The organism is Ruegeria sp. CDSC068, from assembly GCF_059610545.1.
On sequence record NZ_JBXWNV010000001.1, the window covers coordinates 701,016 to 726,926 of the forward strand.

General features: G+C 56.0%; 27 protein-coding genes. 11 read left to right on the plus strand and 16 right to left on the minus strand.

Annotated features, from left to right (window positions below):
• Positions 1-49: 49 nt before the first annotated feature.
• Entirely contained in the window at positions 50-868 is an 819-nt protein-coding gene (locus AC2FID_RS03390) for an SDR family oxidoreductase (protein WP_496835404.1), read from the plus strand.
• 23 nt (positions 869-891) lie between these two features.
• The gene (locus AC2FID_RS03395; RefSeq protein ID WP_496835407.1) at positions 892-1,917 is read left to right on the plus strand and encodes a phosphotransferase family protein; all 1,026 of its coding nucleotides are present in this window, start codon (positions 892-894) and stop codon (positions 1,915-1,917) included.
• Positions 1,918-1,925: 8 nt separating this feature from the next.
• On the opposite strand, the gene AC2FID_RS03400 is transcribed toward AC2FID_RS03395, so the two are convergent.
• Positions 1,926-2,534, minus strand: coding sequence for a 2-hydroxychromene-2-carboxylate isomerase (locus AC2FID_RS03400; protein ID WP_496835409.1), 609 nt, complete (start codon positions 2,532-2,534; stop codon positions 1,926-1,928).
• A 196-nt stretch (positions 2,535-2,730) separates the two neighbouring features.
• Between AC2FID_RS03400 and AC2FID_RS03405 the strand changes: the two genes are divergently transcribed.
• Positions 2,731-3,960 carry a serine hydrolase domain-containing protein gene (locus AC2FID_RS03405; protein WP_496835410.1) on the plus strand — a complete coding sequence of 410 codons (1,230 nt, stop codon included), beginning with the start codon at positions 2,731-2,733 and terminating at the stop codon, positions 3,958-3,960.
• 49 nt (positions 3,961-4,009) lie between these two features.
• Positions 4,010-4,879 carry an acyl-CoA thioesterase gene (locus tag AC2FID_RS03410; protein WP_496764877.1) on the plus strand — a complete coding sequence of 290 codons (870 nt, stop codon included), beginning with the start codon at positions 4,010-4,012 and terminating at the stop codon, positions 4,877-4,879.
• On the opposite strand, the gene AC2FID_RS03415 is transcribed toward AC2FID_RS03410, so the two are convergent.
• From AC2FID_RS03415 to AC2FID_RS03470, 12 genes are all read right to left on the minus strand, one after another.
• Positions 4,876-5,643 carry an SDR family oxidoreductase gene (locus tag AC2FID_RS03415; RefSeq protein WP_496764873.1) on the minus strand — a complete coding sequence of 256 codons (768 nt, stop codon included), beginning with the start codon at positions 5,641-5,643 and terminating at the stop codon, positions 4,876-4,878. The genes AC2FID_RS03410 and AC2FID_RS03415 overlap by 4 nt on opposite strands.
• Before the next feature lie 120 nt (positions 5,644-5,763).
• Positions 5,764-6,993: an acyl-CoA dehydrogenase gene (locus tag AC2FID_RS03420; RefSeq protein WP_496835412.1), complete on the minus strand. Its 1,230-nt coding sequence runs from the start codon at positions 6,991-6,993 to the stop codon at positions 5,764-5,766.
• 125 nt (positions 6,994-7,118) lie between these two features.
• Complete coding sequence (gene phoB, locus AC2FID_RS03425) at positions 7,119-7,808, minus strand: phosphate regulon transcriptional regulator PhoB (protein WP_109311502.1); 690 nt, start codon at positions 7,806-7,808, stop codon at positions 7,119-7,121.
• Between the two features lie 12 nt (positions 7,809-7,820).
• On the minus strand, positions 7,821-8,522 hold the full coding sequence (gene phoU / locus AC2FID_RS03430) for a phosphate signaling complex protein PhoU (protein ID WP_058271623.1): 702 nt from the start codon (positions 8,520-8,522) through the stop codon (positions 7,821-7,823).
• Positions 8,523-8,538: 16 nt separating this feature from the next.
• A complete protein-coding gene (gene pstB / locus AC2FID_RS03435) occupies positions 8,539-9,336 on the minus strand; it encodes a phosphate ABC transporter ATP-binding protein PstB (protein WP_496835376.1) in 798 nt (265 codons plus the stop codon).
• Between the two features lie 12 nt (positions 9,337-9,348).
• Entirely contained in the window at positions 9,349-10,710 is a 1,362-nt protein-coding gene (gene pstA / locus AC2FID_RS03440; RefSeq protein WP_282118432.1) for a phosphate ABC transporter permease PstA, read from the minus strand.
• On the minus strand, positions 10,707-12,179 hold the full coding sequence (gene pstC / locus AC2FID_RS03445; protein WP_496835380.1) for a phosphate ABC transporter permease subunit PstC: 1,473 nt from the start codon (positions 12,177-12,179) through the stop codon (positions 10,707-10,709). Before pstC ends, pstA begins: the two co-directional genes overlap by 4 nt.
• Positions 12,180-12,261: 82 nt before the next feature.
• On the minus strand, positions 12,262-13,302 hold the full coding sequence (locus AC2FID_RS03450) for a substrate-binding domain-containing protein (protein WP_108858624.1): 1,041 nt from the start codon (positions 13,300-13,302) through the stop codon (positions 12,262-12,264).
• A 196-nt stretch (positions 13,303-13,498) separates the two neighbouring features.
• Positions 13,499-14,545 (minus strand): ATP-binding protein, encoded by a 1,047-nt coding sequence (locus AC2FID_RS03455; RefSeq protein ID WP_496835416.1) that lies wholly within the window; start codon positions 14,543-14,545, stop codon positions 13,499-13,501.
• A gap of 31 nt (positions 14,546-14,576) precedes the next feature.
• Positions 14,577-15,101: a gamma carbonic anhydrase family protein gene (locus AC2FID_RS03460; RefSeq protein ID WP_058277944.1), complete on the minus strand. Its 525-nt coding sequence runs from the start codon at positions 15,099-15,101 to the stop codon at positions 14,577-14,579.
• Positions 15,098-15,739 (minus strand): guanylate kinase, encoded by a 642-nt coding sequence (gene gmk / locus AC2FID_RS03465; RefSeq protein WP_496835417.1) that lies wholly within the window; start codon positions 15,737-15,739, stop codon positions 15,098-15,100. Before gmk ends, AC2FID_RS03460 begins: the two co-directional genes overlap by 4 nt.
• Positions 15,740-15,755: 16 nt before the next feature.
• Positions 15,756-16,646 (minus strand): YicC/YloC family endoribonuclease, encoded by an 891-nt coding sequence (locus AC2FID_RS03470; protein WP_496835419.1) that lies wholly within the window; start codon positions 16,644-16,646, stop codon positions 15,756-15,758.
• A gap of 245 nt (positions 16,647-16,891) precedes the next feature.
• On the opposite strand from AC2FID_RS03470, the gene AC2FID_RS03475 reads away from it, so the two are divergent.
• Positions 16,892-17,563, plus strand: a complete 672-nt coding sequence (locus AC2FID_RS03475) for a PAS domain-containing protein (protein WP_496835421.1) — start codon at positions 16,892-16,894, stop codon at positions 17,561-17,563.
• 57 nt (positions 17,564-17,620) lie between these two features.
• Here the strand turns inward: AC2FID_RS03475 and AC2FID_RS03480 are convergent, their stop codons facing one another.
• Positions 17,621-18,991: a class II 3-deoxy-7-phosphoheptulonate synthase gene (locus AC2FID_RS03480; protein ID WP_496835423.1), complete on the minus strand. Its 1,371-nt coding sequence runs from the start codon at positions 18,989-18,991 to the stop codon at positions 17,621-17,623.
• A gap of 169 nt (positions 18,992-19,160) precedes the next feature.
• Between AC2FID_RS03480 and AC2FID_RS03485 the strand changes: the two genes are divergently transcribed.
• On the plus strand, positions 19,161-20,165 hold the full coding sequence (locus tag AC2FID_RS03485) for a GlxA family transcriptional regulator (protein WP_282168302.1): 1,005 nt from the start codon (positions 19,161-19,163) through the stop codon (positions 20,163-20,165).
• Positions 20,166-20,169: 4 nt separating this feature from the next.
• On the opposite strand, the gene AC2FID_RS03490 is transcribed toward AC2FID_RS03485, so the two are convergent.
• A complete protein-coding gene (locus AC2FID_RS03490) occupies positions 20,170-20,580 on the minus strand; it encodes a hypothetical protein (protein ID WP_496835425.1) in 411 nt (136 codons plus the stop codon).
• A gap of 32 nt (positions 20,581-20,612) precedes the next feature.
• Positions 20,613-21,710, minus strand: a complete 1,098-nt coding sequence (locus AC2FID_RS03495; protein WP_496835426.1) for a PQQ-dependent sugar dehydrogenase — start codon at positions 21,708-21,710, stop codon at positions 20,613-20,615.
• A 166-nt stretch (positions 21,711-21,876) separates the two neighbouring features.
• On the opposite strand from AC2FID_RS03495, the gene AC2FID_RS03500 reads away from it, so the two are divergent.
• The 5 genes from AC2FID_RS03500 (at position 21,877) to AC2FID_RS03520 (ending at position 25,824) form a co-directional block, all read left to right on the plus strand.
• Positions 21,877-23,058 (plus strand): ABC transporter substrate-binding protein, encoded by a 1,182-nt coding sequence (locus tag AC2FID_RS03500; RefSeq protein ID WP_058271614.1) that lies wholly within the window; start codon positions 21,877-21,879, stop codon positions 23,056-23,058.
• A 130-nt stretch (positions 23,059-23,188) separates the two neighbouring features.
• The gene (locus tag AC2FID_RS03505; protein ID WP_282118423.1) at positions 23,189-23,977 is read left to right on the plus strand and encodes an ABC transporter ATP-binding protein; all 789 of its coding nucleotides are present in this window, start codon (positions 23,189-23,191) and stop codon (positions 23,975-23,977) included.
• Positions 23,974-24,816: an ABC transporter ATP-binding protein gene (locus tag AC2FID_RS03510; protein WP_282118422.1), complete on the plus strand. Its 843-nt coding sequence runs from the start codon at positions 23,974-23,976 to the stop codon at positions 24,814-24,816. The genes AC2FID_RS03505 and AC2FID_RS03510 overlap by 4 nt, the downstream gene beginning before the upstream one ends.
• The gene (locus AC2FID_RS03515) at positions 24,809-25,252 is read left to right on the plus strand and encodes a hypothetical protein (protein WP_496835427.1); all 444 of its coding nucleotides are present in this window, start codon (positions 24,809-24,811) and stop codon (positions 25,250-25,252) included. Before AC2FID_RS03510 ends, AC2FID_RS03515 begins: the two co-directional genes overlap by 8 nt.
• Before the next feature lie 248 nt (positions 25,253-25,500).
• A complete protein-coding gene (locus tag AC2FID_RS03520; RefSeq protein WP_170557293.1) occupies positions 25,501-25,824 on the plus strand; it encodes a hypothetical protein in 324 nt (107 codons plus the stop codon).
• Positions 25,825-25,911: the final 87 nt, after the last annotated feature.

Here is a 25,911-nt window from a genome sequence, read left to right on the forward strand (position 1 = left end):
TCTCCGAAAATCGCCACCTGTGCCACAATTCAAAACCGAGGAGCAGACCATGACCCCTGAAACCCTATTTTCGCTGCAGGGAAAAACCGCACTGGTGACAGGTGGTGCCACCGGCATTGGCCGGATGGCCGCGGAATCGCTTGTAAGGGCAGGGGCACGCGTGCTGATCGCGTCGCGCAAGGGGGAAGCCTGTGAAACCGTCGCGGCCGAGCTGAATGCCTTGGACGCGCCCGGCAGCGCCGAAGGTTTCAGCGGAGATGTAGGGACGGAAGAAGGCGTTCTGGCCATGGTCGATGAGGTCAAGAATCGCACGGATAGCCTTGATATCCTGATGAATAATGCGGGCATCTCTTGGGGTTCGCCGCTGGGGCAGTTTCCCCATCACGCGTGGGAAAAGGTCAATTCCGTCAACGTCGCTGGTCTGTTCGAACTGACGCAGCGCCTGTTGCCGATGCTGATGAAGTCCGGAACACCTGATGATCCGGCGCGCGTCGTCAACGTTGGATCGGTAATGGGTGAGGTACCGATGGGCGACGGTGCCTACAGCTATTCCGCATCCAAAGCTGCGGTGCTGCACTTGACCAAGATTCTGGCCAAGGAATTGTCGGCTTATCACGTCACTGTTAACGCGCTTGCGCCGGGACCATTTGTATCACGGATGACAGCCTTTGCGACGGCAGACGAGGGCACGCGCGAAAAGGTTGGCAAGACAGTTCCGTTGGGCCGTGTTGGTCGCGACGAGGACATCGCCGGGTGTATGTTGTTCCTGTGCGGGCGTGGCGGCAGCTATGTGACCGGAGCCGTCATCCCGGTTTCTGGGGGCCTAAACGTGGTGACCGCCGGTAATCTCTTCGCCGAAGCACTATAGGGCCGGGGGAATAGTTATTGGAAATGCGTGATAAATCACAACTCGACCTGACGGCGCTAGACACCTATCTCAGCGCAAATTTGGACGGTTACATGGGGCCGCTGGAAGCGACGAAGTTCGCCATTGGACAATCCAACCCGACTTTCGAACTGCGCACACCGTCCAAGACTTACGTGCTGCGCCGTAAGCCGCCAGGCGTTTTGCTGAAATCAGCCCATGCTGTGGAACGCGAGTTTCGCGTTCAAAGCGCACTGGCCGATAGCGCGGTTCCGGTCCCTCGGATGATGCTGCTTTGCGAGGATGACGACATCATCGGTTCGGCGTTTTATGTCATGGAACGGTTGCAGGGGCATGTATTCCTTGAACCTACGACGGATGAGGCCGACAACCCAACTCGCAGTGGTATATTCGACGAAATGAACCGCGTGCTGGCCGATTTGCATGACGTCGATGTGGACGCGGTAGGCCTGTCCGATTATGGCCCGCCGGGCAACTACTTTGAGCGCCAAATTGCCCGTTGGACCAAGCAGTATCGCGCATCCGAGACAACGACCATCCCCGAAATGGACGCGCTTATTTCCGCGCTTGAGGGGGCCATTCCAAACGATGACGGTCAGCGAACTTTGGTGCATGGTGACTACCGCATTGATAATCTGATGTTCGAGCAAAACGGTTCGCGCTGCATTGGCGTTCTGGATTGGGAGCTGTCGACGATTGGGCACCCATACGCAGATCTGGCGGCAGTCATCATGCAGTGGCAATTACCCCCCGGAAACGAGGGGCGCGGGTTGGCAGGCATCGACCGTCAAGCCCTGGGAATACCGTCAGATCAAGAGTTTATCGGGCGATATTGCCAGCGTCGCGGCCTACCCGGAATCAAAAATTTCGGGTTCTACCTGGCGTTCAATTTCTTCCGAATGGCCGGAATTCTACAGGGTGTGTACAAGCGCGCACTGGATGGCAACGCGTCTGATCCCAAACGCGCGCAGGTATTTGGGGCTTATGTTCCGGTGTTTGCAAAACACGGGCTGGAAGCACTGAAATCGTAGATATTCCGTCAGGCTAATGGCCGGGAAAGCTCCAACTCAATATTGCCAAGGCTGTTTTTGCCAAAGAACATTTCGGTGCCCACAAACATTGTGGGCACACCGAATACACCTTGCTTTACGGCGGCTTTGGATTGCTCTTTGAGCCGCTGCTTTACCTCAGCACCCGTCATAGCCTCGCGGATCTTGCGCGCAGGAAGTTTGTTTTCCTGCAAGATATCCATCAGCACACCCAGTTCGTCAACTTTCTGCCCATGCACCCAAATCGCATCAAATATTGCGTTTATGTATTTGGATTCCCATGATTTACCCGAGGCAAATACAGCGCCGCGCGTGGCAAATTTTGTGTTCACCGGGAAATGCGGGCTCATATGAAAATTCAATCCGCGTCTGCGGGCAAAGCGATGAAGATCATGGGTCAGATAGGCCGTTTTCTGGCGGTTTTCCGAGAATGCCTCGAACGGGTTCTGATTATGCGTCGCCTTGAATATCGTCGGCAGTAACACGGGCACATAGCTTACCTGCATGCCATTTCGTTCCGCCAATTCGGGCAAGACCTTATGGGCCAAAAATGCGTTTGGGCTGCAAAAATCGAAAATGAAATCTATGGTCTGCGTCATTGTCTAAACTCCGATACGACGATCTGTGAAATGAACTCTGAACCACCGGACGAATCTGTAACGCGTCCAGTGTACAGGCGGGAAGGCTGGCGCGCACTGGCCGTTGGTCACGATGTGCGAAATCAGGAATTCCTCTGTCAATTCAGTGCGTCACCGGTCAAGATCAACGAAACCGCCGAGGAGGTTCGAGAATCCCATGCGCAGCAAAACCACCCTTGATCCTGCCCGCCTGAACCGCATACGGGACTGGATGCAGCGCTATGTCGATGAGCGCAAATACGCGGGCAGTTCATTACTATTGACCCACCACGGGTCCGAGGCGTTTTTTCACGCCTGTGGCCTCAGAAATGTCGAGAAGGACCTGCCGTTTCAGCGCGATACGCTCGTTCGGATCTATTCTATGACGAAACCCATCACCTCGGTCGCGGTGATGATGCTGGCCGAGCGTGGGTTGTTCCACCTCGACGCGCCACTCTCTGAATTCCTGCCTGAATTTGCTTCCGTTCAGGCTCTTGTTCCCGGGGCGGAGAGGCTGGATCAAACCGAAGATGCTCCATCCCCGACACTGCATCAGCTTCTGACCCATACAAGCGGATTCAGTTATCCGTTCAATCCCGGTGTTCTCCCGGCAGCAATGGATGCACGGAAGCTAATTTTTAGCCCAAATCAAGGGCCTTTGAAGGACAGGATCAGCGCACTGGCACAACTGCCATTGGCGTTCCAGCCCGGAACCCGTTGGGAGTATTCAGTTTCTACTGATGTGTTGGGCCGCGTGGTCGAGGTTGTATCCGGCAAAACCTTGGATCAGTTCTTCGAGCAAGAGATCTTTGAGCCGCTTGAGATGGCCGAGACCGGATTTTCTGCACCCAAAGGGGCAGGGGATCGGTTCGCGTCTCTCTATACGCCGTTGGCCGGGGACGCGATGGCGCTGAATTCAGCCGAGACCGGCGACGACACCCTGCGATTGACAGACGAGGCAGGCGCATCCCCATTTGAAAAGGCGACGACCTTTTCGGGCGGTGGCGGTCTGGTTAGCACGATCGACGACTACGTCAAATTCACCGAGATGATGCGAAACCGGGGGCAGGGCAACGGCCACCGCTTGCTGGATCCAAAGACAGTCGACTTCATGCTGCAAAACCACTTGCCGGGCGATATCGCCTCGATGGGCCCGCAAAGCTTTGCCGAGCAACCGATGGAAGGTATGGGATTTGGTCTGGCCGGGTCTGTCATCATAAACCCTGGCAGAACCCGAACACCTGGGTCATTAGGTGATTTTAGTTGGGGCGGTATGGCTTCGACATTCTTCTGGATTGACCGCAGCAACGATCTGTCGGCCGTATTCTTCACCCAATTGTCGCCGTCCAGTTCTTACCCGTCCCGATCCGAGCTAAAGGCGCTGGTAATGGGCGCGTTGGTTGATTGACCCGGATGGCGCTGATACGCCTTTTTCATAGCCAACCGGAGAGTCGCCAATGACCGAAGCAGAACGTGTCCTTCTTGACCTTTTGAACCTCGAGAGGCTCGAAGTTGACCTGTTCCGAGGCACCGGGTCAGGCGGCGAGACTCCGACGCGAATCTTTGGCGGGCAGGTGGTGTCGCAGGCTCTGGCGGCGGCGTACCGTACTGTGGATGATCGGCTGTGCCATTCGCTGCATGCGTATTTTATTCGCCCGGGTGATCCATCTATTCCTGTTATTTATCAAGTTGATAGAGCCCGAGATGGAGGTTCATTTACCACACGGCGCGTGGTCGCGATACAACATGGCAAACAGATCTTGAACGTATCGGCCTCGTTCCACATTCAGGATGAAGGCTGGGATCATCACCATGAGATGCCCCAGATGGAGGACCCGGAAAGTTATCCGTCGCGCACTGAACTGCGCAAAAAATACGTGGATTTGGTACCCAAACACATGCGTGGAGAGCTGACACGCGAACGGCCGATCGAGGTCCGCGAGGCCAGCCATCTTGATCCGTTCCATCCTGAAAAATCGGACGATCGAAATCAGGTCTGGTTCCGCATGCCCGGCGCTGTAGGGGCGGATTCTGCCACCCAGCAATTGCTGCTGACTTACGCGTCTGACATGTATCTGATGGGATCAGGTATGCGACCGCATGGCCTCAGCTGGTTTACGGGTCAGGTCAATGGGGCCAGCCTGGATCACGCCATGTGGTTCCACGCGCCGATCCATTTCGAAAACTGGCATCTGTATTCGATGGATTCGCCATGGAGCGGGCGAGGGCGCAACTTCAACCGAGGGTCGATCTACGCACAAGACGGCACTTTGGTTGCGTCGGTCACGCAGGAAGGCCTGATGCGCAAAGCCCAGAAGAAACTTTAATCATCGTCCGTAAACTGTTGATTTAACTTGTTCATGCCCCTAAGCCAGCTGTCGTAATCACTGGATTTGTGCCGAATGTAGTCCAACACTTTCGAATGCGGTAGCACCAGAAACTGTTCCGACTCAATGGCTTCGACACAGGCCTGGGCCACGTCTTCAGGCTCTAGCATACCGTCGATAGACGCTACCGAATCCTCAAAGCCGCGTGTCATTTCGGACCGAACCGCTTGCGGACATAGAACGGAAACGCGCAGGCCTTTATGGCTGTATGTCAGCGACAGCCATTCGGCAAAGCCCACGGCGGCGTGTTTGGAAACGCCGTATGGTGCAGCGCCAGGCTGGTTCAAAAGTCCCGCAGCCGAGGCCGTTGTCATGATGTAGCCACCGCCGCGCGCGATCATACGCGGAGCCATATGCCGCGCGGTCCAGACATGTGACATGACGTTGATTTTCCAGATCCGGTCCCAGTCTTCATCCGGAACGTCCAGACCACCAAGAGTCAGGATGCCGGCATTTGCACAAAACAGATCAATCGGGCCAATCTCATCTTCGACGTGATCAATCAACGCTTTGATACTGGCTTCGTCTGAAACATCGCATGTAACCGCGTGTCCGTTGATTTCTGTGGCCAAGGATCGCGCAGCTTCGGTGTCTATGTCTGCGCATACGACCGTTGCACCTTCGCGCGCGAACCGGATTGCCAGACCTTTACCGATACCGTTAGCTGCACCGGTGATCACCACAGTCTTGCCATTCAAGTTCATCAGGGGCTCCGAATTGGACGTTTTGAAAGGCATCGTAAGGCATTGGCAATTTTGGGAAAACCGGAAATTGCCAATGCTACGTTTTTACCATAATACCGATTATGCGATATTTAGATTATCTTAGTAGAAGGCCTGAAGTCCGGTCTGTGCCCGCCCCAAAATCAACGCATGAACGTCGTGCGTGCCCTCATAGGTGTTCACAGTTTCCAGATTGACCATGTGGCGGATAACCTGGAATTCCAGTGAGATGCCATTGCCACCGTGCATGTCGCGGGCATTCCGTGCGATGTCCAACGCTTTGCCGCAGTTGTTTCGCTTAACGATCGAGATCATCTCGGGCGCAGCTTCTGCCTCATCCATCAAACGGCCAACGCGCAGGCTAGCTTGCAGGCCCAGGGCGATCTCGGTTTGCATATCCGCCAGTTTGCGTTGGAACAGTTGCGTCTGTGCCAGCGGCTTGTTGAACTGTTTGCGGTCCAGACCATACTGACGCGCACCGTGCCAGCAGCTTTCAGCGGCGCCCATGACGCCCCAGCTGATCCCGTAGCGCGCACGGTTCAGACAACCAAACGGACCTTTCAGGCCCTGAACATGCGGCAGCAAGGCGCCCTCGTCCACTTCGACGCCGTCTAGAACGATCTCACCCGTAATCGATGCCCGCAGGCTCATCTTGTTCTGAATTTTGGGCGCGCTCAAACCTTTGAGACCCTTGTCCAAAACAAAGCCACGGATCTTGCCGTCATGAGCATCGGACTTAGCCCACACCACAAAGACGTCTGCGATGGGTGAATTCGAGATCCACATCTTGCTGCCGGTCAGCCGATAACCACTGTCGATCTTTTCCGCGCGGGTTTTCATGCCCGCCGGGTCCGAGCCGGCATCAGGTTCTGTCAGACCAAAGCAACCGATCCATTCGCCGCTGGCCAGTTTTGGAAGGTACTTCCGGCGCTGTTCTTCGCTGCCATAGGCATAGATCGGGTACATCACCAATGAGCTTTGCACCGACATCATCGAGCGATAGCCAGAATCCACACGCTCAACCTCGCGCGCGACCAGACCGTAAGACACATAGCCGCCACCAAGACCGCCGTATTCTTCGGGGATCGTGGTGCCCAAAAGGCCCATTTCACCCATTTCGCGGAAGATTTCCGGGTCCGTTTCCTCGTTCTGGAAGGCTTCCAGAACCCGTGGTTGCAGCTTTTCCTGACAATATGCCTGCGCACTCGCGGCGATCATGCGCTCATCTTCTGTTAGCTGATCCGCCAGACGAAATGGATCGTCCCACGAGAACGCCCCCATGTCAGGTGCATCTTTGGCGCGCAAAGTCGGTTTGGTGTTCGGGGCGTTCATTTTGGTTCTCCGCTAGTCGGCTTTGTCGCAAAATACCCTGCCGTAACCGCAAATAACAGCTACAGATTCGCAACGAACCATGAGTAAACCGCATAGAACAGGGCAGTGCGCCCTGCCCCGTGTTTTTATCCCAGCGCATACCCTGCGCCGCGAACCGTACGCACGGGATCTTCACCGCCATGCTGCGTCAGCGCCTTGCGCAAGCGGCCGATGTGAACGTCAACCGTTCTGGTATCGACGTAGATATCGCGCCCCCAGACCCGGTCCAGCAGCTGTTCGCGGCTCCAGACGCGGCCCGGTTTTTCCATGAACGTGCTCAGCAGACGAAACTCGGTCGGGCCCAATTTCAGCGGCTTGCTGTTGCGGCTGACCTTATGTGTCTCGGAATCCAGAATGATATCCGCAAATTCAAGCTTGATACCGACCGTCGCCGGGCGAACACGGCGCAACTGTGTGCGCACGCGCGCCATAAGCTCGACAACCGAATACGGCTTGACCACATAGTCATCCGCCCCGGTTTCCAGCCCGCGCACCTTGTCGACCTCTTCCGACCGGGCTGAAAGCATGATGATGGGGATCGATCGTGTATCCGGGCGCGTTTTAAGGCGGCGGCACACTTCGATCCCGCTGAGGTTGGGCATCATCCAGTCCAGAACGATGATGTCCGGGCTGTCTTCATCAACTAGCAGCAATGCCTCGTCGCCATTGGCTGCCTTGGATACACGAAACCCTTCTGCTTCGAGGTTGTAAGCCAGCACTTCACGCTGGGCCAGTTCATCCTCAACAACCAGTACCGTAGGCTGATCAGCGGACATAATCATTGCCTCCTAGGCGGTTTGCGAGGTGGTATCGGCTTTGGGACGTGCTTCTGACGGCCGTTCCCCAGTCACCAGATAAACCACCTGTTCAGCGATGGCTGTAACGTGATCGCCCATCCGTTCGATGTTCTTTGCAATGAAATGCAGGTGCATGCACGACGAGATGTTGCGGGGATCTTCAGCCATGAAGGTCAGAAACTCGCGGAATAGGCCGTTATACATCTGGTCTACTTCTTCATCCCGCTGGATCACGTCAGCGGCCAATTCGGCGTCACGTTGAATATAAGCGTCCAACGCGTCGCGCAGCATCCGCTCAACCTCGCGCGCCATACGGCGCAGGGCCGCGGCACTGCCGTTGATCTCGCCGGCGTCGACAAGAACCGTGGTGCGTTTGGCAATGTTTTTGGAATAGTCGCCGATACGTTCCAGGTTTGCCGAGACCTTCAGAACCGACAGAACCAGACGCAGGTCGCTCGCTGTGGGTGCCCGCAGCGCGATCACCCGCGCGGTTTCTTCGTTGATCAGATCCTCAAGCGCATCAATGGCTTTGTCGCCCTGACGCACCTCTTGGGCCAATTCGACATCCCGGGTTTCAAGCGAGCGCGCAGCGTTCATGATCGCGGCCTCGACCAGACCACCCATCTTCATGATATGGGCCTGAACCGCTTCAAGGTCGCGGTCGAATGCGGATGCAATATGTTGTTCGGTCATGTTCAAATACCTGTCCTCAGCCGATACGGCCGGTGATGTAGCTTTCCGTGCGGGGGTCTTCGGGGTTGGTAAAGATCTGACCGGTCTCGCCGAATTCAACCAGATTACCCAAATGAAAGAACGCCGTTTTCTGGCTGACCCGTGCAGCCTGTTGCATCGAGTGGGTCACGATCACCACCGAATAGCGCGAGCGCAGTTCGTCGATCAGTTCCTCGACTTGCGCAGTGGCAATCGGGTCCAGCGCCGAGCAAGGCTCATCCATCAGCAAAACCTCAGGTTCCGTTGCTACGGCGCGGGCAATACACAGGCGCTGCTGCTGACCACCGGACAGGCCGGTTCCGGGGGCGTCCAAGCGGTCCTTGACTTCATCCCAGATCGCAGCACGACGCAGAGATTTCTCAACAATATCATCGAGTTCTGATTTGTTCCTGGCAAGACCATGGATGCGCGGGCCATAGGCCACGTTGTCATAGATCGATTTGGGGAACGGGTTGGGTTTTTGAAACACCATTCCGACCTTGGCACGCAGCTGCACCGGGTCGACACGCTTGTCGTAAATGTCTTCGCCGTCCAGCAGGATATCGCCTTCGACCCGGCAGATGTCGATGGTGTCGTTCATCCGGTTGAGGCAGCGCAGAAAAGTGGACTTGCCGCAGCCCGATGGGCCGATAAAGGCCGTCACGGTCTTGTCCTCGATCTGGACATCCACGTCTTTGATGGCGTGCGTGTCGCCGTAAAAAACTTGAACATTGTTGGCGGCAATCTTGATGGCTTTGGAGTCCACGGTTCTCTCCACTCGTGTCATATCATTCATAATAGCCCCCATTTACCAGCGGCGTTCAAAGCGGCGGCGCAGAAGTACCGCAATGGTGTTCATTGTAACGAGGAAGATCAACAGGATGATGATGCCCCCCCATGCGCGTTCATAAAAGGCCGGGTCGGCGCGTTTGGACCATTCATAGATCTGCGCCGGCATGGCCGAGTTGGGCGACAGGAAACCCGCAACAATTCCGTCGGGCGGGTTTGAGGCGATAAAGCCCACCATACCGATCAGCAGCAGCGGTGCGGTTTCCCCCAACGCCTGTGCCAGGCCAATGATGGTGCCGGTCAGAATACCGGGCGCGGCCAACGGCAGAACGTGATGGAACACGGCCTGCATTTTCGAGGCCCCTACCCCAAGCGCCGCATCACGGATCGACGGCGGAACCGCCTTCAACGATGCGCGGGTCGAGATGATGATCGTCGGCAAGGTCATCAGTGTCAGCACCAGACCACCCACCAGCGGGGCCGAAGTTGGGAGGTGCATGTAGTTGATGAACACAGCCAGACCCAGAATACCGAACACGATCGACGGCACAGCGGCCAGATTCGAGATGTTGACCTCGATGATGTCAGTCAGCCGGTTCTGTGGCGCGAATTCTTCAAGATAAATCGAAGCCGCCACACCGATGGGCAAGGCCAGTGCTAGAACCACCAACATCATGAACAATGAACCCAGCATGGAGACACCGATCCCAGCCGCTTCGGGCCGTTGGTCCGACGCATCTGCACCGAAAATGAAATCCAGGTTGAAGGCTTTGTACAGCACACCCGCATCGCGCAGTTGATCCACGAAATCCAACTGTTCGACCGAAATGCTTTTGTCGTTGGCAATCGACTCGCGGGTTACGCGGCCTTTCATGTAGCCATCGACACGGCTGTTGACCAAAAAGCGGAAGCTGACGGTCTTGCCGATCTCATCAGGATTGGCGATGACATAGTTCCGCAACTCGGCCTGCGCCGCCTTGGACAGGATCTTGCCCATCTCCTTGGGTTTCAAGTCTGTCTGGATGCCCAGCTTTTCGACTTCGCTTTCCAGCGCAGACGCGATCAGAGGGGCATAGCCAAAGGTCGAAACCTTCTTGATATCCTCGATGTTCCGGTTGCCCTTCTTGTCCAACTTGTCGGCCTTGAGCTCGACATTCAATTCAAGAAAGCTTTGCTGAAAGGCACCAGTTCCGGCTGTGACAATATTGGTCACCAGCACAATTAGCATCAGCAAGCCGATCCCGATGGCGGCGATGCCGTACATTTTGAACCGGCTTTCAGCCGCATTGCGCCGCTTGGTGCGTGCATCCTTTTCGAACAGCGAACCACCTTTGGGCTTCGCGGTCGGAGCAGCGTCAGGCGTTTGGGAAATATCGGTCATTCGTACTGCTCCCGGTATTTGCGTACGATGTAGAGGGCGAAGATGTTCAGCCCCAGCGTGATGATGAACAGGGTCAGACCCAGCGCAAAGGCCACTAGCGTTTCGGGGCTGGCAAAATCGGTATCGCCGGTCAGCTGGCTGACAATCCGTGTGGTGATGGTTGTCATCGCCTCGAACGGGTTACCCGAGAATTTGGCGATCGCTCCGGCGGCCATCACAACAATCATCGTTTCACCAATGGCGCGGCTTGCGGCCAGAAGGATCGCGCCGACAATACCGGGCAGCGCGGCCGGTAAGATCACGTTGCGCACGGTTTCCGAATGGGTCGCACCCAGACCCAGCGAGCCGTCGCGCATGGTTTGTGGCACCGCGTTGATAATGTCGTCCGACAGTGACGAGACAAACGGGATCAGCATGATCCCCATAACCAAGCCGGCAGTCAGAACCGCGTTCGAGCTGGCCATCCAGCCCACACCCAGCATGCCACCGTCGCCGAACATCGACACCAACGCCGGACCCACGGTCAGCAGAGCAAACAGACCGTAAACGATGGTCGGAATACCGGCGAGGATTTCCAGCAGTGGCTTGGCGATGGACCGCGTCACGCCGGAGGCATACTCGGACAGATAGATCGCGGCAAACAGGCCAATCGGGACCGCCACAAGCAGCGCGATCACTGAAATGTACAGCGTGCCCCACAACAGCGGCAGGATCGACAGCTCACTGCCACCGCGGAAGTTCGGCGCCCATGTGCTGCCAAAAAAGAAGTCCTTCCACGAATGCAGCTGAAAGAAGTTCATCGTCTCAAAAAGCATCGAAAGAACAATGCCGATGGTTGTCAGGATCGCGATTGACGCGGCCAGCAATAGCAAGGCCAGAACCCCCTGCTCTACCACGTTACGGGCCCTAAATTCCTTGTGCGTACGTACATAGGCAAAGGCTGCCCCAAGCAGTGCCAAGGCCAAAACCACGACCTGCATCGCAACTGTCCCTGTGGACGTCATGCTGCGGAACTTTTGTGCCGCGACCAAAATCGGCTGTGTGATGTCCTGAGTCAGAACCTGGCCTGCGTCTTTCAGCGTTTTTGTCAGCGCTTCAATATCCGCATTGCCGTTCTGGGCTTGAGTTTCGGTCATCGCGCCGCTGGCGACAGCGCCGTCCAGGCCGTATGCGACGCGGCGCACTTCACTCATGATCAGGCCACGCTCCGACCCTTCGGGCACTGCCTGATCAGGAATGAGGCTGGATACCGTGCTGTTTACGATCATCGGCTGGGCAAGAAGCCAGACGATCAGCACCCCTACTGCGGGAACCAGAGCCGTCAACGCAACGTTGTAACCGTAGTAAGACGGTAAAGAATGCAAATCGCGGACGTTACCACCCGCACTTGCCAGAGCGCGGGACCGACCCGCAAAAAATCCGATCACTGCCAGCGCAAGCAGGATAAGCAACAGCCAGGATAACGCCATGAGAACTCCGTGGGGATGGCAGAGATGGAGTCAAAAAGAACCGGGGCGCGAAAAACCGCCCCGGTTCCGTTCGTATGTGTGATTAGGAACCGCCGCCCAGAACGGTTTCGTTGGCAACAGCTTCCTGTACCTTGACCAGCTCAGGGTCGGATACCAGGCCGTATTCTGCCAGCGGGCCGTCGGGCCCTGCGATCTCGTCGGCGACGAAGAACTCAGCATATTCTTTCAGGCCGGGGATCACGCCGATATGTGCTTTCTTAACGTAGAAGAACAGCGGGCGCGAAACCGGGTATTCGCCGGTTGCGATCGACTCGGTCGAAGGAACAACGTCAGACATGGTTGCGACTTGCAGCTTGTCGGTGTTGTTCTCGTAGAACGCCAGACCAAAGACGCCGATGCCGTCTTTGTTGCTGTCGATACGGGCCAGAGTTTCGGTGTAGTCACCGTCGATGTCGACCGAAACGCCGTCGGTGCGGATGGCGATGCACTGCTTTTCAGCCGCTTTCTTGTCGTCGCCGGCGGCTGCCTTGAACACTTCGAAATCGCCCAGGTGCTCACAACCTGCCAGGATCACCTTGTCTTCAAACACTTCACGTGTGCCGTGCTTGGTGCCCGGAATGAAGGTTGCGATCGGTTGCGCCGGGAAATCCGGGTTCACGTCGGCCCAGGTTTTGTTCGGGTTGTCGACGACTTCACCGTCTACAACGATTTTCGCGGCCAGCGCTTTGTACCAGTCTTCCGGCGTGAACTCGAACGAGTTGCCGTTGATGTCAGATGCGAAAACGATGCCGTCATAACCGATCTGAACTTCGATGATGTCGGTCACGCCGTTTTCGGCACAGGCTTTGATTTCTTTTTCACGGATCGCGCGCGAGGCGTTTGCAACGTCGATGGTGTTTTCGCCAACACCTTCACAGAAACGCTTCAGGCCCGCCGAGGAACCACCCGATTCAACAACTGGCGTAGGGAAGTCAAAGTTTTCACCGAAGGCTTCAGCCACGATCGAGGCATAAGGCAGAACGGTCGACGACCCTGCAACCTGAACCTGATCACGAGCGGCGGCCGTGGTGGCCGATACAGCAGCGATGGTGAGAGCCGAAGCCGACAGTTTAACAAAGGACATTACAGTCTCCTTGAGAAAGGTAAATTCTGATCACCCCCATGATGATCTTGGGGCGAACCCCTAAGAGGCGTCGGTAAGCCTTTTGTGACAAGTTCGTAACGGTTTTATGACACGTAACGATTTTCCTACGTTTTCTTAACTTGACCCCACGGAACACCGTTCGCGTTCGAAATGGACCTGTGCTGGAAGTCCGAGATCAGCGTGGCAAAATCACTGTAAATACAGAACCCTTGCCCAGGGTGCTTTCGACACGCAACCGGCCCCTATGGCGGTTGACGATGTGCTTTACAATCGCCAGGCCCAACCCTGTACCGCCCAATTCGCGGGACCTGTGACTGTCGGCACGATAGAATCGCTCGGTCAGGCGCGGCAGGTGTACGGCATCAATGCCTGGGCCTTTGTCTGCGATCTGTACCCGAACCGCAGGGCCGCGCATGGCGGTGTCGCGCTCGGATGCCTGAATGCGCACATCGACACTACCGCCGCTGCCACCATATTTGATGGCGTTCTCAACGAGGTTCGTGAACACTTGGCGCAGTTGGTCGCTATCTCCGGTCACCGAAATTGGTCCCGAAGACGTATCCAGTGTCAGGTCCACATTTGCAACCTCGGCAAGGGGACGCAGCGTTGTAAGCGTTGATTGCAACAGGCCTGTCAGATCAAGCTGCTCTTTGGGGCGAACTCGCTCTTCGCTCTCGACCCGGTTCAGGGATAGCAGATCGCCGACCAGCCGGTTCATTCGATTGGCTTCGTCGGTCATGATCTGCAGAAACCGCTCACGGGCAGCTGCATCGTCTCGCGCTGGACCACGCAATGTTTCAATAAAGCCCATAAGAGCGGTCAAAGGCGTGCGCAGTTCGTGGCTGACATTCGCCACGAAGTCGCGTCTCATTTGTCCGGCCTGTTCCAGATGCGTGACGTCCTGGAAAACGACCATCACGGCCCCGCCCTCCACCGCGCCCACACCGTTCATGTAACGGCATTGCACTTCGAAAGTGGTGTCCTGGGCACCATCATTGGACAAATGGCGCGTTTTGGACGAGCCCTTGTTGCGCAGGCTCTGCTCTATCGCGTCGATAACTTGTGGTTGCCGAAGGATCGTCGCGAAATGACGGCCTTCGATGTTCTGACCCAGCATTGTTCTGGCTTCGGTGTTGGCCGCTATGATGCGCTCGGTCTGATCAACCATAAGCGTGGGCATCGGAATGGCCGACACAATTTCAGCAAGCAGGTCGTTTGGCATTTCCGTCACTCTTGATGCGTTTGGAATCAACCTAGGACACAGGTTTCAAAGTTTTGCGAAACGCGCGCATATTCTGCTGATAGTGAAGCGCGCTGAAGGTGATTTTTTGCGCTGCCGCCGCATCCAGTTCCCGAACAACTTTACCCGGCGACCCCATGACCAGAGAGTTATCGGGTATCTCTTTGCCTTCCGTAATCAGGGCGCCGGCACCGATCAGGCAGTTTTTTCCGATCTTCGCCCCATTCAGGACAATCGCCCCCATCCCGATCAGCGTGTTTTCCCCGATCGTACAGCCATGCAGCATGACCTTGTGTCCGATGGTGCAGTTCTTACCAATGGTTAGCGGATACCCGGCGTCGATATGCATGACGCAGTTTTCCTGGACGTTGCTGCCCTCGCCCACGCGGATCTCTTCGTGGTCGGCGCGGATCGTGCAGCCAAACCAGACCGAGGCACCCTGTTCCAGAACGACTTTCCCAATCAGGTTTGCGTCCGGCGCAACCCAGGTGTCTTCATGGATTTGCGGCACGTGGTCACCCAAAGCGTAAATGGTCATGCCAAGCCCTCAAATTCGTTTTGCAGCGCGCGGACATGGTTCTGTAGGCTGGGCTGCTGGATGCGGCGCATGCGTTCGGCGCTGACGATGGTTTTCAGCTTTTCTTCGGTGGCATCCAGATCGTCATTGATCAGAACATAGTCATAATAGCCCCAGTGGCTAATCTCATCCCAGCTTTTCAGCATACGTTTGGCGATCACGTCTTCACTGTCCTGACCGCGGCTTTCCAGCCTACGGCGCAGCTCAGGGATCGACGGCGGCAGGATAAAGATCGACAAAGCGTGCTTGCCCAAATCCGAATTGCGGATTTGCACCTCGCCCTGCCAGTCCACGTCAAACAGAACGTCTTTGCCACTGTTAATGGACTCGCGTACCGGACCCGCAGGTGAACCGTAGAAATTGCCGAACACGTGCGCATGTTCCAGCATTTGCCCCTCAGACACCTGCTGCCGGAACGCATCCTCACTCAGGAAGTAATACTCGCGCCCTTCTTGTTCCCCCGAACGTGGCGCGCGGGTGGTGGCTGAGACCGAAAACTCTAGCTCTGAATCCCACTGCATCAGCCGTTTCGCCAAGGTCGATTTACCGGCCCCCGAAGGCGAGGACAGAATGATTAATAGGCCGCGTCGATCCGCCATTTGGGCGCTCCTGTGGTTATTCAACGTTCTGCACTTGCTCGCGCATCTGATCTATTACGGCCTTCAACTCAAGGCCTACCGCTGTCAATTCTGCGCTTTGCGCCTTTGAGCACAAGGTATTGGCCTCGCGGTTAAACTCCTGCATCAGGAAATCCAGCTTGCGCCCGACCGCCGCGTCCTGCGCCAGCAGATCGCGTGCTGCCACGACATGCGCTTTCAGGCGATCAATCTCTTCGGTGATGTCCGCCTTGACGGCAATCAACGCCAGTTCCTGAGCAACGCGATCCGGATCAGCCCCCTGCGCGTTGTCCATTACCCGCGCCAGATTATCCCGCAGCGCCTCGGCCATCTTGTCCTTGCGCTGCTCTGCCAGCTCTGCCGCCTGGACCGTTAATGAAGCCACCTGCCCTAGTTGATCTTCCAGAACAGTTGCCAGCGCCCGACCCTCGGACTGGCGCATTTCTATGAATTCGCCCAATAGGCCACTGAATTCTGTCGTCAGTTGGCCAACCAATGGGCCCGGGTCATCCCCATCACTACCCGCATCCAACATACCCTTGAGCGAGATCAGATCAGCGGCCGTCGAGGGCCTAAGGGTCACGTCCCGCGCAATGGCCATTTCCTGCGTTCGCGCCACAGCCTCAAGAACGGCACCCATGGCAGTCTCGTTCAGGATCAGGTCCGCCTGCGTCTCATCTCGGCTGAGGCGCAAAGACAATGTCACATTGCCCCGGCTGAGTTGTTTCGACATGGCGGCGCGCAACGCGGCCTCAAGCCCGGTCAACCAGTCCGGCACACGCAGACGCATGTCCAGCCCCTTGCCGTTCACGCTGCGCAACTCCCACGTCCAGCTATGCGGCCCAAACGCCCCTTTGCCCGAGGCGAAACCCGTCATGGATTTAATCATGCCTGCCCTTTCCATAGCTGCCTGTTTTCAGTTTGCTGGGCGCACCTAATGCGAACTGCGCGCACAGGGCAAGAGTTTGCTGACTCTGCCTTTGTCCGCCAGTCGTTAACCATTCGTTAAAGATTTACTCCAAAATTGAATCAACCTGCGTCAGTCTTACACCTGCGAACACCGGTCTCGGATAGAGGTCCCCAGTATTTCGCATTTTAGGAAAATGACGGTCGATAGGCGCCAGGGTGATAATGATGAAAACCTTTTTCGGGAACGGTTTCGGGTCAAGTTTTGGAAAGATCGTCGCTATGGATCGTTTTGACAGCGGGCGCAGCCTTTCGCCCATCCGGCAGGCCGAGGCGTATTGGACGGCACTTTTGACAGGTGACGGTGTTCCCATGCGGTCGCAAATCGACCCCCGCGGGCTTGAAAACATATTGGAATACACTTTCGTTCTGGAACGCATCGCCCCCGGACTTACCCGGTTCCGTCTGGCCGGGAGGCATTTGAACCAGTTGGCCGGGATGGAAGTGCGAGGTATGCCGCTGACCTCTTTCTTTGAGCCCGACGCGCGGGACCAGATCAAAACCGTGTCGGAACAGGTATTCGCACAGCCAGCAATCGCCAATCTGACCCTGGACTCATTAGGTCGATTGGGACGTGTGCAATTGCAGGCCCGCATGCTTCTGTTGCCGCTGAAAAGTGATCTGGGTGATGTCAGCCGCATTCTGGGCGTATTGGTCAGCGACGGCGCAATCGGTGCAACACCCCGTCGGTTCACAATCTCAGAAACCAACTTGCGCCCGGTGTCGCATGTGCAGGTTCCCAAACCGTCGCAAACGGTCGAGACCGGCTTCGCCGAAGATCAGCAAAAATTTGACCGTCCCGGTTCACATTTGAGGCTGGTTGTGTCGCGCGATGACTAATCACAAACAAAAATGGCGGGCTTTTGCAGCCCGCCTTTTCGTTGATTTTTGATAACCTTAACCGGCGGCGCGCTTTTTGCGGTCGCGGCGCAAGTTGGTCAGTTCTTCTGCAACCAGGAATGCCAGTTCCAAGGACTGCGACGCGTTCAAGCGTGGGTCGCACGCTGTGTGGTAGCGGTCCGACAGGTCCTCTTCGGTCACCGCGCGCACACCCCCGGTGCATTCGGTGACGTCCAAACCGGTCATCTCGAAATGCACACCGCCGGGAACCGTACCCTCGGCCTGATGAACGCCAAAGAAGTCGCGCACTTCGCGCAGGACCGAGTCGAACGGACGGGTTTTGTACCCGGTTGCCGACTTGATCGTGTTGCCATGCATCGGGTCGCAAACCCAGGTGACCTTGGCACCCTCTTCCTTAACCGCCTTGACCAGACGCGGCAGGTGTTCACCTGCCTTGCCTGCGCCAAACCGTGCGATCAGGGTCAGGCGACCCTCTTCGTTTTCCGGATTCAGCTTGGCCATCAGAACCTTGAGGTCCTCGGCTGTCGTGGTCGGGCCACATTTCAGACCAATCGGGTTCAGAACACCGCTGCAGAATTCCACATGCGCACCGTCTGGCTGACGCGTGCGATCGCCGATCCAGATCATGTGACCGGACCCTGCCAACCAGTTGCCAGACGTCGAATCGAGACGGGTCAGAGCCTCTTCGTATTCCAGCAGCAAGCCTTCATGGCTGGTGTAAAACTCCACGGTTGAGAACTCGTGCGTAGTGTCCGCTGTGATCCCGGCGGCATCCATGAAGTCGATCGTGTCTTGAATACGGTCTGCAATTTCCGAGTATTTCTGAACATCCTGTTCATCCGTGAAACCCAATGTCCACGAATGCACCATGCTCATATCGGCGAATCCGCCGGTCGAGAATGCACGCAACAGGTTCAAGGTTGCGGCAGCCTGAGTGTAGGCCTGCAGCATCTTTCCGGGATTCGGGATGCGGGCTTCGGGCGTGAAGGCCAGTTCGTTGATGATGTCACCGCGGTAGCTGGGCAGCTCAATACCGTCCAAAACCTCGGTCGGCGCACTGCGCGGCTTGGCAAACTGGCCCGCCATGCGGCCCACTTTGACCACGGGCACCTTGGCACCATAGGTCAGTACCATCGCCATCTGCAGCATCACCTTAAAGGTGTCACGAATTGCATCCGCGCTGAATTGTTCAAAGCTTTCAGCACAGTCCCCGCCCTGCAACAGGAAAGCCTCGCCGCGACCAGCCGCACCCAGATGTTGCTTGAGACGCCGTGCTTCGCCAGCAAAGACCAGCGGGGGATACTGAGAAAGCTGAGCCTCGACTTTGGCCAGCGCGGCCGCATCGATATAGTCTGGCATCTGAACCCGGGGCTTGTTGCGCCAGTTCGTTTTTTGCCATTCGGTCATAGCTTTGATCTCCGCTGAAGTAGTCAGGTCGTCTCTATACAAAATGCATTGAAGAGTGACCATATACGATTTGCGCCTCTTGACGGGGGAAACAAGCTTTGATCATGGTGGCTGGCAACAACGACGCCGGACGCGACGTAACAACGCGCCGAATCAAGGACACCAAGCCATGCAAGAGCAACGCCAAGTTGTCACAGTGGAAGGCGCTGAGGCCAATCCTCGGCATTTCGTATTTGTCCTTTTGGACAAGTTTTCCCTGCTGTCTTTTGCCTCGGCGTTGGACAGCCTGCGGATTGCCAACCGTATGGCAGACAAAGAACTCTACACATGGACCCTTGCTGGTGAAGGTGGTGATACGGTCAGCTGTTCTGCCGGGACTACCTTTAACGTTGAAGCCGACTTGGTCGAACTGCAACGCGACGACGTGATTCTGATCTGCGGTGGCGTAGACGTTCAATTGGCGACAACAAAGAAAGTGCTGAATTGGGTCCGGCGCGAGGCCCGGCGCGGTTTGCGCATCGGCGGATTGTGTACGGCAGCTTATACGTTGGCCAAAGCCGGGTTGCTGGACGGCAAACGCGCCACGATCCACTGGGAGAATTCTGACAGCTTTATCGAAGAATTCGACGAGGTCGAGCTTACCAAATCGGTTTTTCAGATCGACGGTAACCGCATGACGACCGCTGGCGGCACGTCCTCAATCGACCTGATGCTCAAGATCATTGCCGATGACTATGGTGAGGATCTGGCGAATGCCGTAGCGGATCAGATGATCTATTCCTCGATCCGCACCGATCAGGACACACAGCGCCTGTCGACCCCGACCCGGATTGGTGTACGCCACCCCAAGCTAAGCCAGGTCATCCTGATGATGGAAAAGAACATCGAAGAGCCGATCTCACCCTCGATTTTGGCCAAGGATGTCGGCATGTCCACGCGCCAGCTGGAACGCCTGTTCCGGCGCTACCTCAGCCGCTCGCCCAAGCGATACTATATGGAACTGCGTCTGCACAAAGCGCGCAACCTGCTGATGCAGACAGATATGAGCGTGATCAATGTGGCTCTTGCTTGCGGCTTTGCCTCGCCCAGCCATTTCTCAAAATGCTACCGGGCTCATTACAACACCACGCCTTACCGTGAGCGTGGTGCTCAAAGCGGGCGGCTTTCGGTCTGATATTTTAGAACATTTGCAAAACCGGTTCCGGGCTTGTGTTCATCGAGAATTGAATCACAATCACCCCATCGTTTCGTTCTTGTAGGAACGCATAAAGAAACAAGTAGCTGTTGTCCTTGTTCCAATAGGCTCTCATTTCTTGTGAAAATCCATTTTCGAGTTCAATACGCTTAACAATTGCAACGTCGGTCAAATAGAACGGAACGACATCACGGAGCTGATTTTGGATCATCTGTAATTGTTGTTTGGTGTATTCGTCGGCTCCGCCCAATCGACTTATAACTGTTGAAAACTCTCTATTCTTAATCCGTTTGTCTACATATTGTTCAAAGTCTGAATATGTCTGAAAGGCTTCATCTGCGTAAGCAGCGCACGCGGAAATAATCATGTAGAAGCTAACAAGTAGGTAGCGCATTAAGGTGTCCTTTAAATTTCGCCAATTTCTTCTTAAGGTTGTGGTGATAATCTGTAAACGGCCCCCTCACCAACCGAAATGAACCAAATGGAACCGTCCGGGGCCTCAACAATATCGCGCACCCGTATCGTTTCAGGGCCCTTGATCTGCTCGATCTCTTGTAGCGGCGATCCTGTCAGTCGCGCGATATAGTCGAACTTAAGCGACCCGACAAAAATGTTCCCCTTCCAATCCGGCCACAGTTTGCCGGAATACACCATCAATCCCGAAGGAGCCATTGACGGGTCCCAATAGTGCTCAGGCTGCTCCATGCCCGGCTTTGCGGTGCCTTCGCCAATTTTCTCACCAGAATAGTGCACGCCGTAAGAAATGACGGGCCAGCCATAGTTCAAACCTGGTTGCACCAAATTGACTTCATCCCCTCCTTTGGCCCCGTGTTCTGAAATCCAAAGGCGACCCTGCGCGTCCAATCCGGCCCCTTGTGGGTTGCGATGGCCAATGGACCAGATTTCGGGTCGTACATCTTCATTTCCGACAAACGGATTGTCATCAGGTACAGTACCATTGCGGTTGACACGGACCACCGATCCCATGTGATTGGAAGTATCTTGCGCCGCTGGTCGGTCTCCGCGATCTCCGATGGTGACCAGCAAGGTTCCGTCTTGTGCCTCAACCACGCGAGACCCGAAATGTTTGCCAGTTCTACCGCCCGGCACGGCTTCGAAGATAACACGCACTTTGGTCAGCCTGTCGCCGCTTTCAGATAGTCTGGCAACCGCAATCGCATTGCCGGACTTGCGGAATTGGTGTTTGGTAAAGGTCAGGAAAATTTCACGCGTTTCCAGAAAGTCGCGTGCGATAGTGACATCCAACAGACCGCCCTGCCCCTTCGCGGACACTCTAGGCACGCCTTTTACCCGTTTGGTTTGTCCATCCAACACATAAAGAAGTTCGCCGTTACGCTCGGTCACCAGAAACCCTTTGTCAGGCAATACACCAATCGCCCATGGTTCATCCAAATTCTGGGTCATAGGTTCGATCTGCACAGGACCGGATGAAGTTTGCAGGGTGTCCGCACTAACCAAACCAGCCTTTATCGAAAAAAATAGAATCGTGACTATTCTTAACATTACAACTCCGTTTGCGGCATACCAGCCACCAGGCAATGAGACAAACCCAACAAAACAATCAAAACTATAGGGAACAAAAACACATTTGCGTTAGGACTTTTCTTTTCCAGACAGCTTGCCTAGGGTCTTGCCCAGAACGAATACGTTCCAATAAGGGAGTAACCATATGAAAAAGCTGCTTACTGCAACTGCAGCATCCGCTCTGCTGGCTGGTCCGGCACTGGCCGAAGACGTCACTTTGGGCGTTCTGTTTGGGTTCACCGGCCCGATTGAATCGCTGGCACCAGCGATGGGTTCGGGTGCCGAAATGGCGATGGCCGAAGTCACCGAATCCGGCAAACTGCTGGACGGCTCAAAGGTCACCGCGTCGCGCGCTGACACCGGCTGTATCGACAACGGTCTGGCGACATCGAACGGCGAACGCATGATCGCGGACGGCGTTGCCGGTATTGTCGGCGGCGACTGCTCGGGTGTGACCGGCGCGATCCTGCAAAACGTTGCGATCCCGAACGGCATGGTCATGATCTCGCCGTCGGCAACGTCGCCCGGTCTGTCGACCATGGAAGACAATGGTCTGTTCTTCCGCACCGCCCCGTCGGATGCACGTGAAGGCGAAGTGATGGCCGACATCCTGAAGGATCGCGGCATCAACTCGATCGCCCTGACCTACACCAACAACGACTACGGCAAGGGTCTGGCAGACGCGATCCAATCCTCGTTCGAAGCAGCCGGTGGTGAAGTGACCATCGTTGCCGCGCACGAAGACGGCAAGGCTGACTACTCGGCTGAAGTTGGTGCGCTGGCATCGGCTGGTGGCGATATTCTGGTTGTCGCAGGCTATCTGGACCAGGGCGGTCTGGGCATCATTCAGTCCTCGTTGGACAGCGGTGCGTTTGACACATTCGGTCTGCCGGGCGGCATGATCGGTGACTCGCTGCCCTCTAATGTTGGCCCTGATCTGAACGGCTCGTTCGGTCAGATCGCTGGTTCGGGCGGTGAAGGTGCTGAAAAGTACTTTGCCATGGCCGAGGCTGCAGGCTTTGACGGCTCATCGCCCTACTCGCCTGAGTCCTATGACGCGGCGGCTCTGTTCATGCTGGCCATGCAGGCCGCAGGTTCGACCAACCCGGCCGAGTATGGCGCCAAGATCATGGACGTCGCCAACGAACCGGGTGAGAAAATCTATCCGGGTGAACTGGCCAAAGGTCTGGAGCTTCTCGCCGCTGGTCAGGACATCGACTATGTCGGCGCGTCGGGTGTTGAGCTGATCGGCCCCGGTGAAAGCGCGGGTTCTTATCGCGAGATCGAAGTAACCGACGGCGAAAACAAGACCGTCAACTTCCGTTGAACCGGTCTTAAACGTCATAAAATCAAGCAGCCCGGGCCTTGTGTCCGGGCTGTTTCAATGAAAAAAGGCCGCACCTCACCTTTTGGGGTCGAGGAAGCAGAAACACCGACAAGGGTGGCTAGGGGAAAAGATGATCGTCGTCGAGGACGTGCACAAGCATTTCGGCGGGTTTCACGCGGTGGATGGGGCGTCGCTGGAAATCCAAAAAGGTTCGATCACAGGCCTGATCGGGCCGAACGGGGCGGGAAAGACCACCCTTTTCAACGTGATCGCGGGCGTTCTGCCTCCGACAAGCGGCAGAGTGTTCATGGACGGCGAAGAGATCACCGGCCTGCCTCCGCATGACTTGTTTCACAAAGGTCTGCTGCGCACCTTCCAGATCGCGCACGAATTCTCTTCGATGTCCTGCCGCGAGAATCTTATGATGGTGCCCGGCACGCAATCAGGTGAATCCCTGTGGAACACCTGGTTTGGTCGCAAGCGCATCGCCGACGAAGAACGAGCCCTGAAGGCCAAGGCCGATGAGGTGCTTGAGTTTCTGACTATCGAACATCTGGCCGACCACAAGGCGGGTCAGGTCTCGGGCGGGCAAAAGAAGCTGCTGGAACTCGGTCGCACCATGATGGTCGACGCCAAGATCGTGTTTCTGGACGAGGTCGGCGCAGGCGTGAACCGCACCCTGTTGATGACCATCGCCGACACAATCCTGCGTCTAAACAAGGAACGCGGCTATACTTTCGTCGTCATCGAGCACGACATGGATTTTATCGGCAAGATCTGTGACCCGGTCATCTGTATGGCCGAGGGCAAGGTTCTGGCTGAGGGTACACTGGACGAGATCAAGGCCAATGAGCACGTGATCGAAGCCTATCTGGGGACCGGCCTCAAGAACAAAGACAAGCTGGAGGCCCAAACATGACCGCGGGTGCAGGCGATAATCCCTATCAGGACGATCACGGCAACAAAGACGCCTCGATCACCAATACCCGCGGCGTTGGCACCATGACGCCCGCGCATGCGAAAAGCGGTCCCGTTTCCAAGGTTGAAGGCGGTCCCTTTCTGATCGGCGACACCATGACCGGCGGTTACGGCAAAGGGCCGGACATCCTGCACGATTGCACCATCGCCGTCGACAAGGGTGAGATTGCAGTCATCGTTGGCCCCAATGGCGCCGGCAAATCGACGGCTATGAAGGCTGTCTTTGGTATGCTGGATGTCCGTTCCGGTGCGGTGCGGCTGGATGGAGAGGATATCACCAACCTCACCCCGCAGGACCGCGTAATCCGCGGTATGGGGTTTGTTCCACAGACCTCGAACATTTTCACGTCAATGACGGTTGAAGAAAACCTTGAGATGGGTGCCTTCATTCGCCGCGACGATATCAGCCAGACGATGGAGCAGGTTTATGACCTCTTCCCCATCCTGCGTGACAAACGCAACCAGCCGGCTGGAGAGCTTTCGGGCGGCCAACGCCAGCAGGTTGCCGTCGGCCGCGCGCTGATGACCCAACCCAAGGTGCTGATGCTAGACGAACCAACCGCAGGTGTATCGCCCATCGTGATGGACGAGCTGTTCGACCGGATCATCGAGGTTTCGCGAACTGGTTTGCCAATCCTGATGGTGGAGCAGAATGCTCGTCAGGCCCTAGAGATTGCCGACAAGGGTTACGTTCTGGTTCAGGGGCGAAATGCTTATACCGGTACGGGCAAGGAACTGTTGGCTGATCCGGAGGTTCGGAAGAGTTTCTTGGGTGGGTGAGTTGAAGGCCGTGGCGACGCTCGCGTTTACCGCAATTGGCAGTACAGCGCTTTCATCTCCCTGCGTCTTGCAAGAAACCTGCGCGTATGTGGAGGACTGCGAGGGCGCTGAACTCACGCTCGAACTTTTGGGTACTCCACCAGAGCTTGTTCAAAGCAATTTTGGTGACTTTTCTGTGGATCAGATAGCAAGGGCAGGCGAAATCACTTCGAAAATCCGTTTATCAAATGGACAAGAGTGGACCGCCACCGCGAAAAACGACTTGCTGACCGCATCTCGGACACAGGACGACAAACACATAAACATGTATGTGACGAAGACCTCAGACACCGAAGTGGCAGTGACACTTCTTACCCTGCCAATGCGCTATGTCGATTATGCGCAAGCAGGCCAAGCAAGACGCGCATTCTCCGGAAAATGCGGACTGGAGTTTTAATGGAGTTCCTCAATGCCATTATGGCGCTCTCCAACGTCATCCTTGTTCCCGAAATTGTCTGAAATCAATACCCGAAGTTTCCCGAAATTCTCCTACCATCCCAAGATTTCCACGCCTCGGCTGCAATCCGGTCACATTGTGCGTTTAGCGCCGGGCTTTGTGAAGGAAACGGTTTCCCGGTCAACCAAAGTTAGTTCCGTGAAATCAAGCGAACCTTCTGAATGAAAAACTCTATTCAGGACCCATAAATGAAAAAATGGATGTGTGTGGCCGTCGCCACCTTGTGCGCAACCGCCGCAACGGCGGAAGAGCGCCACTTTGTCTGCGTCTCAGACCGCGACGGCAGCGAAGTGCGCCTCAACAGGGCACCGGAGGGAGACAAGGGCAACATCGAAACTGCGAACATTTCCGGCGATGCCATGGTGCTTAAAGGCGTTGGCAACATGACGTTTGTCTATATCGAAGGCGCGGACGTCATGACCTTTGTCGTCCACTATGACGACATGTCTTATGATCTTTCAGTCAAAGGCCCGCATGCCGGTACCGATCACGGGACATGTAAAGAAGTATAAGTGCTCTCGCAGAGAACCCCGAAACAAATCGGGGCTATCGAGGTTAATATCTCAAGAAATATCAAGAGGATGTGAGCACATGCTCAC